Source organism: Seonamhaeicola sp. ABD4_175 (assembly GCF_056160885.1).
In genome coordinates this window covers 755,998-770,971 of the sequence record NZ_JBSWYC010000001.1, presented here as the reverse complement: position 1 = coordinate 770,971, position 14,974 = coordinate 755,998, and the positions used below count along the sequence as shown (strand labels likewise).

Genomic DNA, 14,974 nt, shown 5'->3' with positions numbered 1-14,974 from the left:
TTGCGGTTATACATTGTTGTGTGAAGGCTTTTCATTTTTTAAAAGCTCATTCTTTATAAATTCAATAGATTCTCCGTAATAATCATTTCCATTCCAATCTCCGATTTCTATTTGAGTCAGTTGATTATGCAGACAAATAACAGGTGTCATTGGTTCAAGCTGTATTCCGAAAGATTTTTTTCCGTTGTCATATATTGCGTAACTATTTTCAGTTTCAGCCTCTCCCCAAATAGTTTTTTCAATCAGTTTAGTCGCTTTGTAAAATCTTAAAGATTTAAAAATTTCAGGCTCATTAACTCTTAGAATTTCATAAAGGTCTTTACCAAATTCTACATATCTAGTTTTGACTTCTTGAAAAGTTTCTTCTTCATATTCTTGAGAACTATTTAATAAATGATGAGTCATTCTATTGAGTTTTTCAGCTTACACACAACTAATTAATATTCCCACCAACCGGTAATGCGCTTGGTACTTTTTTGGGTGTAGTTTTGTCAAATTCTTCATCATTTAAAGTATTTAAAAAAGATATAATAAGCGGCATATCTTTCATTCTAATAGTTAACTTTTGAGCTAAAGTATCAATTTGATTAACGCCTATGTGCGGGTTTCTAGATTTTTTAAAAGTAAGGTCTTCATAAAATTCTAAAACCTTTTCTAAAGTTAATAAAGTACCATTATGCATGTAAGGAGCAGTATGTCTTAAATTTCTAAGTGTGGGTGTTCTAAAAGCAAACTTTTTGTTAAAACCAGTGTCTGTTGCATCTAGTTTTTCATTTTCAGGAACACTTAAAACATGCATTTTAAAATCTGAAAACATGGGGCCGTTGTGGCAATTAATACAACCTACTTTTTTAAAAAGTTTGAAGCCTTCTTTTTCGGCTAGTGATATGGCTGTAGAATCTCCACGCATATATTTATCAAAAGGAGTGTTGTTTGTAATTAAAGTTCTTTCAAAAGCAGCTATAGCTTTACTAATATTTACAGTGTTTATTGGGTTTTCCTCTGAAAAAATAGAGGCGAATAGTGTTTGGTATTCTGGTATTTCTTTTAACCTTTTAACAACTTCACTAAGAATTTCTGCTTCTGAAAAATTAGTGCCGCGCATTTCCTCTAAAGCTTTTATAGGCTCTAAAGCTTGATGTTCTAGACTTTGCATTCTGCTATCCCAAAACATAGGAGCTTTTTTGGGTATATAATGGTTTTGCATAGTAATGCCATTGAAAGCAGTGTTTAAAATGGTGTGCGCATTACGTTTTACAAATGGTATATTGTTAGGTGTGTTAAAAGTGCGTTTGATGCCAAAACCTTTGCCGTTTACACCAATTGAAATATCTTTAAACTCAGCATATCCATTGGACGGATGGTGGCACGTGGCACAAGCAACATCTTTATTGCCCGATAATATAGGGTCAAAAAAAAGTAAGCGCCCAAGATTTACCTTTTCTTTGGAAAACAGATTGTTTTTTGGCCATTTTACCTGTAAAGGTAATGCGCTAACAGTGTTTTGTTGTATAGGAATAAGGTTTTCTTCTTTAGAATTTTTGCAGCTAAAGAAGAAAACCAATACTGTTAAAATATGTAATATTCTTGCTGTGTGAAGCAATTTATATAGTATTTACTAGTTTTTAGATTGTGTTTTTTTAAAACTATCAAATTCAGAATCTGTTTTAACCTTTGGGAAACTGTTGTTTGTTGTATTGGTATCGGCAAATTCAAAATTAGGATCTAAATTAACTTTAGCAACTTCTTTACTTTTAACAAAAGTATGCTGAATTTCGTATTCGTTACGCCTCCAAACTTGTGCTGGTAATTGATCTATTTCTTTTGTGCCATCAGTAAAAACCCATTCAATGGTAACAGGCATTACAAGGCCCCCAATGTTTTTAATGGTAACTTCGTATAAATTTTTGCCAGATAGTTGTTTTCTAATATCTGTTTCATTCAACCTTGATAAAAAACCACCATAATCTTTATCAGGTGTTTCAATCATGTTAATAAATTCTGGTCCGTTTGAAAAATCATTGGCTGTAGTATTGCTGTTGTTTCCGTTGCTTGCAATTTTTGTTTGGTTAGTTTTTTGTTGGTCTTCAATATTTTTATTTTCTTCAAAAACTTTAAACCATTTTACGTTACTAAGTTCCATGTCTACATGGTCTGTGGTAAAAAACCAGCCACGGTAAAACCAATCTAAATCTACAGCGCTAGCATCTTCTAAAGTTCTAAATAAATCGGCCGGATTTGGGTGTTTATATTTCCAACGGTTGGCGTATTCTTTAAAAGCGTCATCAAATAATTCTTTACCCATAATGGAGTTTCTAAGCATTTGCAAACCAACGGTGGGTTTAACGTAAAAATTCATGCCAAATTGCGAAAATAATTCGTTATCAGAATTTGTCATAATAGGGCGTAATATGTTTTTATCGCCGCTCATAAACGGTACAATGGTTGCTGGTGTTACGCTGTTAAAATCTGGATATCTTTCAGCAACAGTACGTTGGTGTAAAAAGGTGTTTAAGCCTTCATCCATCCACATCCATTTGCGTTCATCAGAGCTTACAATCATAGGGAACCAGTTGTGGCCAACTTCGTGTATAATGGTACCAATCATTCTAGACTTTGCGTTTTTAGTCATTTCACCATTTTTTGGTCTTCCACCATTAAAACTTATCATAGGGAATTCCATTCCAATGTTTGATGTGTTTACTGAAATACAAACAGGGTACGGATAATCAAAAGTGGCTTCAGAATATACTTCTAACGCATGCATAATGGCTTTTGTAGATTCTTCTTTCCAAACAGGTAACCCTTCTTTGGGGTAAAAAGACATAGCCATTACATTGTTACTTGGAAGTTTAACGTTTTGGGCATCCCATAAAAATTTTCTTGATGAAGCAAAAGCAAAGTCGCGAACGTTTTCAGCTTTAAATTTCCATGTTTTTTGCTTTTTACTTTTTGTTTTTTCGTTAGTAATAGCTTCTTCTTTAGTAATAATCATTACAGGTTTTTCAAAAGATTTTGACGCAGCTTTTAGGCGTTTGCGTTGTTTTTTAGTAAGTACATTTTCGCTGTTTTGCAGTGCACCGGTAGCAGCCACAATATGGTCTGCAGGTACAGTTATTTCAACATTATAATCGCCAAATTCTAAAGCAAACTCACCAAGTTTTTGAAACTGTTGATTTTGCCAGCCTTCGGTGTCACTATATACTGCCATTCTAGGAAACCAGTGTGCTAACAAATACACGGTGTTGTTATCTTCTGGGAAATATTCATAACCTTCTCTAGAGAGTAAAAACATACTGCGGTCTGTAATGTGGTAAGACCACCCAATGTTTATAACTGTAGATTCGCCAGATTTTAAAGGAGTATTAAGTTTAACCTTCATCATGGTGTTATTAATCAGTGTTTTTATATCCTTTCCGGCGCCATCTTTAACATATTTTATAGTGTAACCCGCAGGAAAATCAATAGATCTGGTTAAAAACTGCATTTTTATAGAAGTAATACTGTCTTTTAAATTGTTATTTATGCCCCCAAAATCTTCATTACCTTTTTTGTTAACGTTTTGTTCTAACATTACCCAAACATACGTCAGGTTGTCTGGTGAATTATTAAAATATGTAATGGTTTCTTCTCCAGTAAGGGTGTTGTTGGTTTCGTTTAAATGGGCTTTAATATTGTAATTAGCACGTTGTTGCCAATAATCTTTACCAGGTGCGCCACTTGCAGAACGATAACTGTTTGGTGGTGCAATTAAGTTATCTATGGTTTCAAATTTACCTTGCCAAGGTTTGTTTTGTGCGCTTAAAAGTAGGCTAAAAAGTAAAGCGCTTAATAGTGTTAAGGATAGTCGCATATATAAATGAGTTAGTCACAATTAAGAAATTAGCACAATATAGCAAATATTGAAAGTACATTTTGCCAAATCAACGTTTAAATTACCACAAGATTAAGGTTTTGTAAAAATTTTAAACACCATAAATTAATTGTTGTTAAAGCTAAGGTTGTTATGTACCTTTGTTAACCAAATTATGAAGCAAACATGAGTAAGAAAAAAGAATTAACATTTGATGTTTTAATAGAAATACCAAAAGGAAGTAGAAATAAGTACGAATACGATTTTACATTAAACAAAATACGTTTTGATAGAACATTATTTTCGTCAATGATGTATCCTGGAGATTACGGGTTTGTACCAGAAACTTTGGCTTTAGATCAAGATCCTCTAGATGTATTAGTGCTTTCAACAGAGCCTTCATACCCAATGGTAGTAATGGAGGTAAGACCTATTGGTGTTTTTCATATGACCGATGAAAAAGGACCTGACGAAAAGATAATTTGTGTGCCAGTATCAGACCCTGTTTGGAGCCATAGAAGTGATTTAATAGATTTAAATCCGCATAGATTAAAAGAAATTGAACACTTTTTTCAAGTTTATAAAGATTTAGAAAAGAAAAAAGTAGATGTAGGTGGTTGGGGAAATGCAGAAGAAGCTGTGAAAATTTATCACGAATGTGTTAAGCGTTACGATGAAAGTGAACATAAAAAGAAACGCACTTACACTATTTAATAATATTTAAAAAATAGAATTTTCAAGCCACCTTTTTATTAGGTGGCTTTTTTATTTCAGGTACTTCAGCATTAGTTTTAATTATAAAACAGTTGTTAGCTATACAAAAATTCAATTGTTTTGAGTGCGTTTTACTAACAAATATCATATAAATAATAATATTATAATTTAAGGAAGGGTTTAGGTGAATAATCTTTAATTAAATCATGCTTTTTTTATCACTTTTATTTTCCTACTTTTATTCGCATTAATTTTTTAACTTAATAACTAACATAAAAAATATGGAATTAATAGTAGACTTCTTACCGCTTTTTGGCGTGTTAGCGTTAGCATTCGTTTTTATTAAAAGTGCATGGGTATCAAAACAAGATCAAGGAACAGATACCATGAAAGAAATAGCCAAAAATATTGCAGATGGCGCTATGTCTTTCTTAAAAGCAGAGTATAAAATTTTATCAATATTTGTAGCAGCAGTAGCTGTATTATTATATTTTAAAGGCACAAATGAAGCCGGCTCAAATGGTATGGTTGCCGTATCATTTATAGTTGGAGCTATTTGTTCTGCTTTAGCCGGTTTTATTGGTATGAAAGTAGCAACAAAAGCCAACGTACGTACTACAAGCGCCGCTAGAACTTCTTTAGGTAAAGCTTTAGAAGTAGCATTTGCAGGTGGCGCTGTTATGGGCTTGGGTGTAGTAGGTTTAGGCGTTTTAGGCTTAAGCGGTTTGTTTATGATTTATAGCGGACAAGGCTGGGAAATCACTGAAGTTTTAAATGTACTTTCTGGTTTTTCTCTTGGAGCTTCATCTATAGCGTTGTTTGCGCGTGTGGGTGGTGGCATTTATACCAAAGCTGCCGATGTTGGTGCAGATTTAGTAGGTAAAGTTGAAGCAGGTATCCCTGAAGATCACCCGTTAAACCCTGCAACTATTGCAGATAATGTTGGAGACAACGTAGGAGATGTTGCTGGTATGGGTGCCGATTTATTTGAATCTTACGTGGGTTCTATTATAGGAACAATGGTACTTGGCGCTTTAATAGTTACACCAGGTTTTGATGGTTTAGGAGCTGTGTATTTACCATTAGCCTTGGCAGCAGTAGGTATTGTAATGTCAATAATAGGAACATTCTTTGTTAAAGTAAAAGAAGGCGGTTCGCCACATGCAGCTTTAAATATAGGTGAATTTGGTTCTGCAGGTTTAATGCTTATAGCATCATATTTTTTAATAACTAATTTTATTCCTGCTGAAGTAGATGGTTTACCATTTGGAGCAATGGGTGTGTTTTACGCAACAATTGCTGGTTTAGTAGCAGGTTTAGCTGTTGGAAAGGTAACCGAGTATTATACAGGTACTGGAACCAAACCTGTAAACAATATTGTTAGGCAGTCTGAAACAGGAGCAGCTACAAATATTATTTCTGGTTTGGGTGTAGGTATGATGTCTACTATGTTCCCAATACTTTTAATTGCAGCGGCTATTTTAGTATCACACCATTTTGCTGGTCTTTATGGTATTGCAATTGCAGCGGTTGGTATGTTAGCTAATACAGGTATACAATTGGCAGTTGATGCTTACGGACCAATTTCTGATAATGCAGGTGGTATTGCTGAAATGGCTGAGTTAGATCCTGAAGTTAGAGAGCGTACCGATAAATTAGATGCGGTTGGTAATACAACAGCCGCTATTGGTAAAGGTTTCGCAATCGCATCGGCGGCATTAACAGCATTGGCTTTGTTTGCTGCGTTTATGAAAACAGCAGGTGTAGCGTCTATTGATGTGTCTAGGCCAGATATTATGGCGGGTTTATTAATAGGAGGTATGTTACCATTTGTGTTTTCTGCATTATCAATGAATGCTGTTGGTAGAGCTGCCATGGCTATGATTGAAGAGGTTCGTCGTCAGTTTAGAGATATACCAGCGTTAAAAGCAGCGCTTGATGTTATGCGTAAGTATGATTCTGATATGAGTAAAGCTACCGAAGCAGATAGAAAGATATTTGATGCTGCTAATGGTGTTGCAGAATATGATAAATGTGTTGATATTTCTACTAAAGCGTCTATTAAAGAAATGGTATTACCAGGTTTATTAGCTATAGCAGTACCTGTAGCAGTTGGTTTTATTGGTGGTGCAGAAATGCTTGGTGGTTTACTAGCAGGTGTAACCACATGTGGTGTGCTTATGGCAATTTTTCAATCTAATGCCGGAGGCGCTTGGGATAATGCTAAAAAAACAATTGAAGAACAAGGTAAAAAAGGAACAGATGCGCACAAAGCAGCTGTTGTAGGTGATACTGTTGGTGATCCTTTTAAAGATACCTCAGGCCCTTCATTAAACATTTTATTAAAGCTTATGAGTGTTGTTGCTTTGGTAATTGCGCCAAGTTTAGTAACTGATGAAGCGGTGCAAGCTTATAATGATACAACTAATGATACCGTTGAAATGGTTGAAGTAACAAAAGAAGTAAAGGTTGATATGACTAATTTTGATGATGGTACAGCAAAAGCTATTGTTACAGTTGTTACTACACAAAATGGAGAAGCGTCTAAAACATACAAAACTTTTAAAGGCACTGAACAAGAAGTAAAAGCGCATGTTGAAGCGCTTAAAAATAACGGATAGCCACTTTTACAAACTAAACTAAATTTTACCACAAAAAAACCACGCTGTAAGCGTGGTTTTTTATTTGTGTTATATTTCAACTTATAAGATGCTATCAAACAACTTAGTTAAATCATTACTAGATGGTCTATGAGCACTAGACATTACAATGTTTCCTTTCGGGTCTAATAAAATAAACCTAGGAATTCCCATAATTTTGTAAGCCTGAATAAAAGGTGTATTAAAATCATTATCGGTTATTAATTGAATGCCTCCCATATTTTTTTCTGCAATCATAGCTTTCCATTTGTCTTTATCTTTTTGTTTATCTGTAGAAATGCTTACAAAATGAATATTTTTATCATGGTATTTTTCTTCAACTTTTTGCAAAAATGGTATTTCGTATTTACAGGGTCCACACCATGTAGCCCAAACATCAATATATACGTATTTTCCTTTCAAATCATTTAAACTAGTAGTGCCGCCTGCATAGTTTTCATAATTTTCAAATTTAGGTGAAGGTTGTCCAGGGTCTAAAGCTTTAAGAGTTTTGTATAAATCCTGAATATTAGCTTTGTGTTTTTCATTTGTTGAAGTATTTAAAAAAATGTTTAAATCTTCCTCTTTATTATTAGATCTTGTTAAAGTCATTGGCATTGCTTTAAAAAGTTCAGCATTTCTAATGGTTTCGTTTTCAATTTCAATTAGAGCTTTTTGTTGTGCTTTTTGAAAAGGAAGAGAATCTTTTCTATAATAATTCATAGATTTTTCTCTTATTTCATTTGCAACCATTTGCTGATAATCTGTGGAGTACAAATAATCATTACCATTATTCAGGTTAAGGCTTAATAATTCTTGTTTAAAAGCATTAGAAGCTTTGAATTCTTTATTTTTTGTTACATAACTATGCATTGTTTCATAGCTTATTTTTTTTGATAGCCTATTGTAGTTAATAGATTTTTTTTCATTCAACTTAATATTTTCAGGTATGTTAGAAAGAGTATCAAAAACTTTTTCTATGTTATTTTGAATAGTTTTTATTTTGCTTTCAAAAGCCTTTTCATCTAAATTATAGTGGGTCATTCTATTTGAGTTAAAATCAAATTCTTGTTTGATTTTGTATGCAAAATAGTTGTTTAAATTACTATAATCACCAGAGAATTTTAAAGATTTAATAGGGTCGTTCATGTCTGCAGTTATAGTAATATTACCACCCTTATTAAGATAAGGTGTTAGCCTTAATTGATTGAAACGTAAATTATACATACTGCTTTCTTCAATGAAAAGTGTATCTGTAAACGCGCCAGTATCTTTAATATTTATGATTTTTGAGAACCCATTTAAGGAGCTAATTTTTAATTCGCCTCCTTTAGTATTTGATATATTACCTGATAAGATTACATAATCTACAAGTTTTTTTGTTTTTTCTTTACAAGATGTTGTAAGTATAACTAATACTGCAAGTATTAACGTTTTTTTCATGTTTTTATAATTTATAATGATAGGGATAACATTCGCTGTTATTAATCTAATAATTCATGTAATTTTTTATCTAGCTTATCTTGTCTTAAGTCTTTAGCTATAATAGTTCCTGTTTTGTCTACTAAAAAATTTGCAGGTATACCTTGTACATTGTACAGTTTTACAACGGGACTTTTATATGCTAATAAATCGCTAACATTTATCCAAGGAATTTCTTCATCATCACTCGCCTTTTCCCATCTTTCTTTTTTATGATCTAGGGTAAATGACACTATTTCAAAACCTTTATTATGATTTTTACTGTAAGCTTTTTTCATATGCGGAATTTCTGCCCTGCAAGGTCCACACCAGCTAGCCCAAAACTCAACTAAAACATAATTGTTATCTTTTAACACGTTAGATAACTTAAACTCTTTTCCCTCTATATTTTTTGCTGTAAAATCCTTTACCACACTACCTATACCTACAGCAGTAGACATTTGTTGTCTTTCTTTTATATTCTTGTAGGTATTCCTTACTAAATAAATTTCTGGATGATTTTTGCCATATTCTTTTTCTAATGCATCTAGATGAAGTATAATGTCTTGCGTATACCCCATTTTGTGAAATACTAAAAGTTTAGCATAAGAATCTTGCCCATTAAAAATAGATGCATAGTATTGTTTCTCAATTTTTGTTACCTCACTGCTTAAATTGCTATATTTATTTCTAATACTATCAACTTGAAAACTTTCTTGGGTAAGTGTTTTAGTAAAGTTATTTAAAAGCTCTTTTCTTTTGATGTATTCAGAATCATTAGTTAAATTATTAATGATTACATCATTATATTTCCCACCTTTGATGGTTGACTTATTTTTGCCTCCTTTCATATCAAACTCCAAGTTACCGGGCTCTAAAATAAATTGTTGTTTATACTTGTATTCTCCTTCCGGATTATATAGTGTTAAATACGCGTTTCTTGTATGCAACAGCGTATTTTTAATATAAAACTTTCCGTTTTTTATGGGAACTCTTTTGTTTAAAATAGAATGTGTGCGTTCTACAGTAGTATCTATAACAACTATATCTACAGTGTAGTTTTCGTAGTTGTTCCAGTTTTTACCTATATAATTAATAGTTTTAGATCGTTGGGCAAATGTTGTACAGCTTAAAATACTAAAGGCTACAACCGTTATTAAAAAATGTATCTTCTTCATGCTCAAAATAAATTATGTTCTATCAGTTTATGCTGTAATAAAATATTAATTCAGTTAGTTAATAAAAACACCAGCTATAATTGCTACAACAATAGATGGTGTTTTTATTTTATAATTTTAATTGCTAGGGTTGGGTATTAACTCATTATTACCAGCAAGCGCTGTTCTAGGAATTGGAAAAAACAACTTTTCTGGACCAGTAATTGTAGGTCTTATTGTAGATGCATTTATATTACCCAATCTGTCATAACGAACAAAATCAAACCAAGACTCTCCTGTTTCTTTAAAGAGTTCTAACATTTTTTCATTCCTTATATCTTCTAATAAAGTAGCCTTATCTACAAGGCTTTTTGTAGGTACGCCAGCTCTTAATCTAATATCATTTAATTTATTTAATGCCTCTGTTAATGAACCACCAGAGCGTCTTGCCTCAGCTTCAGCATAAATAAGATATATTTCTGCCATTCTTAGCATATTTACGGTATTACCACCTCCTTCTTGAGAAACAGCAAAAGGGTATTTAGAACTTGAGGTTGAATTGGGATTTCCAAACACAAAAGAGTATCTAGGGTCATAACCTGTAGTACCATCTGCACTGCCATCTCCAGACACACCATCTTGCTCATCTGCAAGTAATCTTAAATAGTTAGATGCAGTTGCAAAAGAATTTAGATGATTACTAACACTAATATCACCTTCTTCTATGTCTCCTGCAAAAGGGGCAAATAAGGTCTCAGGTCCGTATTTAGTTTCAAAAATATTACTATAACTAGCTTCCAAACTATAACCATCTGTATTATTAATAACCGCTAGTGCATTAACTGCTGCATTCTCAAAATCTGCCATATATAGTTGTACTTTAGCTAATGCTGCTCTAGCTGTGGTTGCTGTAATATAAAAATGCTCTCTACCGTTTGTTGCATTATCTACGGCAAATTGTAAGTCATCTAAAATTAAATTAAAAGTTTCATTAACACTAGCTCTCGGTCTAGTTTCATTACTTCTGTATGGTACTGTTGCATTTACAATACCTAACTCTGAATTTAAATTATAAAACTCTCCAAAAACTCTTAATAAATTAAAATGAGAATACCCTCTAAAAAAACGAGCTTCTGCTAATAATTCATTGGCCCTAGTTTGGCTTACGTTTGCATTACCATTCTCTATTGATTCTATAAAAAAGTTAGCATTATTAATTGTAAAGTATTCCGACCTGTATATTTGTAAAATTAAGCCGCTAGTAGGCGGAATATTATGATCTGCTATACCTTGATTATCTGGTTGTGATAATGTATTTTCTTGAGCTGCAGCTCCTAATCTTGAGGTTATACTGGGGTGCAATAATGGTGTTTTGTCTGTAGCACCGGCTGCACCTCTATAGCTGTTGTATATTCTATTTAAAAATAAAACTGCAGAGGTTTCGTCTTGTATTACATTTTCTTCTGTTAAGGCATTTTGAGGTTTAACATCTTCTATACTACAACTTGTTATACTAGTAAATACAGCAGTAAACAACAATGTTCTTATATATATTAGTTTCATATTTTTTTTAATTAAAAGTTAACATTTACACCAAAAGACCATGATTTAGCATTTGGATACCCTTGTGAATTTAGCGTTCCTTGAGAACTTGCAACTCCTACTGCCCCTTCTGGATCTATTCCAGGGAAGCTGGTCCATGTTTTTAGGTTAGAACCTGATAAGAATATAGATAAGTTACTAAGACCTAAGGTTTCTAAAACTTTAGTATTAAAATTATATTTAAGTTGTACATTTCTTAATCTTAGGTATGAACTGTCATAAACATTATTTGTAGACACTCTATTATTTTGGTTTGGATCTCCAGAAACTAACCTTGGTAACTTAGCATCGGTATTTGTGGGAGACCACCTGTATGGATGACTAAAACGACGTTCTACATTCATACCAAAATCTGGAGAATAAGGATTATTAAAAGCGGTGATAAAAACGCTTTCTGTACCAGAAACAAAATTAAAAAATGCAGAAAGTTCAAAACCTTTATATTGTAACGTAGAATTAAACCCACCAAAAAAGTCTGGCTGAGGACTACCTAATATTTCTCTATCTTCATCATTTATAACACCGTCTTCATTAAGATCTTTATACTTAAAATCTCCTGCACCAGTTCCTGGTCTCTGGTAAAATGCACCTGCACCATTAGCAACAGCTGCAGCATTTAACTCTTCTACCTCTTCTTGAGTTTGAAAAATACCTTCAACCACATAACCTTTGGTTAAACCTATTTCTTTTCCTACTTCAAACCTGTCTACTAAAAAAGAATCTAAGCCATCTGCATCATATTTTTCTAAAACATTTTTATTTTTAGAAATATTGAACCCTGCAGACCATACGAAATCTTTAGTTTGTATTAGATCTCCAGAAATTTCTAGTTCAAAACCTTTATTACTAACATCTGCAAAATTGTTTGTGAAACTTCCTAGTCCAGACTCTATGGCAAACGGAGGCGAAAATAATGCGTCTGTAGTTTTTCTGTTATACATATCAATACTACCGCGTAAACGGTTACTAAACAAGGCATAATCTAAACCTATGTTAAACTCTTTAGTTACCTCCCATCTAATATTTGTATTTGGTAGCGTATTATTCAATCCGTTTGCCCCTAAACCATTATAAAAACCATCGCCTCTACTTCCTCTTTCAAAAAACTGTAGGTACAAAAAGTTCCCTGTATTATTAGAACCAACTTCACCTAAACTACCTCTTAGCCTTAAAATGTTTACACTATTACTACCTTTTAAAAACTCCTCATTAGCTATATTCCAACTAGCAGAAACTGAAGGAAAATAAGCTTCTTGATTGTTAGGGCCAAAACGTGAAGATTTATCGCGTCTTAAATTACCTGTTAAAAAGTATTTGTTTTTAAAATTATAAGATGCTCTAGCAAATATAGAATTTAACCCAACCTGATCTCTTGTATTAGACCTTGTTAAAACACGTTCTGCATTAATACTAGTTGTTAACACATTATCGTCTGGAAAACCTTGAAAAAGAAAAAAGTTTCTGTCTCCATTGTCTCTTTGCCATGAAAAGCCTACAAGACCAGAAACATTATGGTTACCAAACGTATTTTTATAGGATGTAGTTATATCTGTAGTAATACTGGTAGCTATAGACTTACTAAGAATTAATATTGAATTAGCAGAACCTCTAGGTGCAGAAAATGCTGTTTTACCAAAAGTAGATGCAAAATCTGGTGTATAAGAATCATTATCTGTAAAAAAGTAAGATCCATTAACTTGCCCTTTAACTGTTAAGTTTTTTAAAACTTCAGATTCTATATACACATTACCTAATGCTGTATAAGATTTTCTGTCTAATCTGTTTCCTGTTGTAAAAGCTAATGGGTTTGCAGATTCTTGATCAAAAAAACCAAATAATCTAGCTGGTGCATAAATATACTCCCCTTCTTCATTTTTTGGAGCATAATCTGGCCTAGCGTTTAATATGCTATTTAAATTTGAATTAATATTATCATATCCCGAAAAATTATCGGTGTACCCTAAATTAGTGTTAATTCCTACTTTAATATTTTTTGCTAACTCATTATCTACACCCAACCTTACATTGTACTGCTTAAACTCATCTTCTCTTAATAAGCCTTCTTGGTCTGTATACCCCAAAGACATAAAGTAACTAGACTTGGAAGAACCTCCTCTTATAGAAAGATCATACTTATTGGTTATTGCAGCATTTCTATAAACTACATCATTCCAATTTGTATTAGCATTACCAAAATAATCTGGATTTAGACCGTTATATGTTGTTTGAAAAGTAAATGTAGCAGGGTTAAAAACAGAAGTTAAATCTGCAATACCAAATTGTAAAGCAAAAGGTTGTATTTGCCCAGCATTAGCAGCGTCTACAGAACTAGAAACATAAACATCTGAGAATTCTTTAAACTCATCAGCATTTAACCAATCTATAGTATTTATTGGTTTACTAATTGTGGTGCTTGTAGAAAAACTTACTTGCGTTTTTTCGCCTTTATTCCCTTTTTTAGTGTTTACAATTATAACACCATTTGCTCCTCTAGAACCATATATTGCCGTAGCAGCAGCATCTTTTAAAACATCTATGCTTTTAATGTCTTGCGGATTAATTCCTAGTAAAGGATTTGGTGTTTCTGCAAAAGCAGTTTCATCACTTGAGTTAAAATTTATAGTTGGATTTACCTGAAAAGGTACACCGTCTATTACAAAAAGCGGATTATTATCACTATTCCCAAAAGGAGAAGTTACTCCTCTAATATTAATGTTTACGTTGGCACCTGGTTTTCCAGAATTTTGTTGTACTTGCACTCCTTTTACTAAACCGCTTAAAGAGCGATCAAAACTAGCATTGCCAATTACATTTTGCACTATACTTTCGCTTTTTACAGAAGATATAGCCGAAGACACTTGCTCCCTAGTTGTTGATCCATAACCAACTAAAACAACCTCATCTAGCTCTGCTAAACGTTCTTTTAAAACTATATTGTAAACAGTTTTCTGTGTAACTTGTTGAGATGACATCTCATAACCCATACCGTAGGCAGATAAATAGTGGCCAATTTCTGCTTTTAATTTAAAACTTCCGTCAAAATCAGTTGATGTTCCTCGTATTATAAAATCAGATTTTTTCTGTGTAGGTGAAGGCTTATGGTTACTTACATATACCGTTATGCCAGGTAAAGGCATGCCGTTTTCATCTGTTACAGTTCCCGATATTTCGGTGTCTTGACGTTTGGAGGTTTTCTTAATAACAATGGTGTTGTTTGATGTAACATTTAAATCAAAATTACCATTAGAAAGGCTTTTTTCAAGCAGTTTATTTGCTTTAATAATACCTTTTTTTAGAATTACTTTTGGGAAGTTTTTGAACATATCTACTTGATAAATGAAGGTGTAGTCTGTTTGATTCATAATTAAATCAAAAACTTCATCTACAGTAGCAATTTTATCTTCTGGAATGTTTATTCTAGTATTTTGCGATAAAACATTATTAGAAGATATACCAAAAACACTAAAGCACAATAAAAATATTGATATTCTCATAATGTGTAGTAGTAGCCTTTTTCTAAATAAGAAAAAAGCATTAGTTAATTTAAA

9 protein-coding genes are annotated in these 14,974 nt (G+C 32.7%); 2 read left to right on the top strand and 7 right to left on the bottom strand.

The window, feature by feature from the left end:
- Window positions 1-6: 6 nt before the first annotated feature.
- The 3 genes from ACXAG4_RS03135 to ACXAG4_RS03125 are packed head-to-tail and all read right to left on the bottom strand — an operon-like array spanning window position 7 to window position 3,853.
- The gene (locus ACXAG4_RS03135; RefSeq protein ID WP_475294616.1) at window positions 7-405 is read right to left on the bottom strand and encodes a hypothetical protein; all 399 of its coding nucleotides are present in this window, start codon (window positions 403-405) and stop codon (window positions 7-9) included.
- Between the two features lie 28 nt (window positions 406-433).
- Window positions 434-1,603, bottom strand: coding sequence for a cytochrome-c peroxidase (locus ACXAG4_RS03130; RefSeq protein WP_475294615.1), 1,170 nt, complete (start codon window positions 1,601-1,603; stop codon window positions 434-436).
- Window positions 1,604-1,618: 15 nt separating this feature from the next.
- A complete protein-coding gene (locus ACXAG4_RS03125) occupies window positions 1,619-3,853 on the bottom strand; it encodes a M1 family metallopeptidase (protein ID WP_475294614.1) in 2,235 nt (744 codons plus the stop codon).
- A 186-nt stretch (window positions 3,854-4,039) separates the two neighbouring features.
- Between ACXAG4_RS03125 and ACXAG4_RS03120 the strand changes: the two genes are divergently transcribed.
- Together ACXAG4_RS03120 and ACXAG4_RS03115 are read left to right on the top strand one after the other, a co-directional pair.
- On the top strand, window positions 4,040-4,567 hold the full coding sequence (locus ACXAG4_RS03120; RefSeq protein WP_147137876.1) for an inorganic diphosphatase: 528 nt from the start codon (window positions 4,040-4,042) through the stop codon (window positions 4,565-4,567).
- Window positions 4,568-4,848: 281 nt separating this feature from the next.
- Window positions 4,849-7,188 (top strand): sodium-translocating pyrophosphatase, encoded by a 2,340-nt coding sequence (locus ACXAG4_RS03115; protein WP_475294613.1) that lies wholly within the window; start codon window positions 4,849-4,851, stop codon window positions 7,186-7,188.
- An 81-nt stretch (window positions 7,189-7,269) separates the two neighbouring features.
- On the opposite strand, the gene ACXAG4_RS03110 is transcribed toward ACXAG4_RS03115, so the two are convergent.
- From ACXAG4_RS03110 to ACXAG4_RS03095, 4 genes are all read right to left on the bottom strand, one after another.
- Window positions 7,270-8,649, bottom strand: coding sequence for a TlpA family protein disulfide reductase (locus ACXAG4_RS03110; protein WP_475294612.1), 1,380 nt, complete (start codon window positions 8,647-8,649; stop codon window positions 7,270-7,272).
- A gap of 41 nt (window positions 8,650-8,690) precedes the next feature.
- Complete coding sequence (locus ACXAG4_RS03105) at window positions 8,691-9,845, bottom strand: redoxin domain-containing protein (protein ID WP_475294611.1); 1,155 nt, start codon at window positions 9,843-9,845, stop codon at window positions 8,691-8,693.
- A 117-nt stretch (window positions 9,846-9,962) separates the two neighbouring features.
- On the bottom strand, window positions 9,963-11,387 hold the full coding sequence (locus ACXAG4_RS03100) for a RagB/SusD family nutrient uptake outer membrane protein (protein WP_475294610.1): 1,425 nt from the start codon (window positions 11,385-11,387) through the stop codon (window positions 9,963-9,965).
- 11 nt (window positions 11,388-11,398) lie between these two features.
- Complete coding sequence (locus ACXAG4_RS03095) at window positions 11,399-14,920, bottom strand: SusC/RagA family TonB-linked outer membrane protein (RefSeq protein ID WP_475294609.1); 3,522 nt, start codon at window positions 14,918-14,920, stop codon at window positions 11,399-11,401.
- Window positions 14,921-14,974 lie beyond the last annotated feature (54 nt).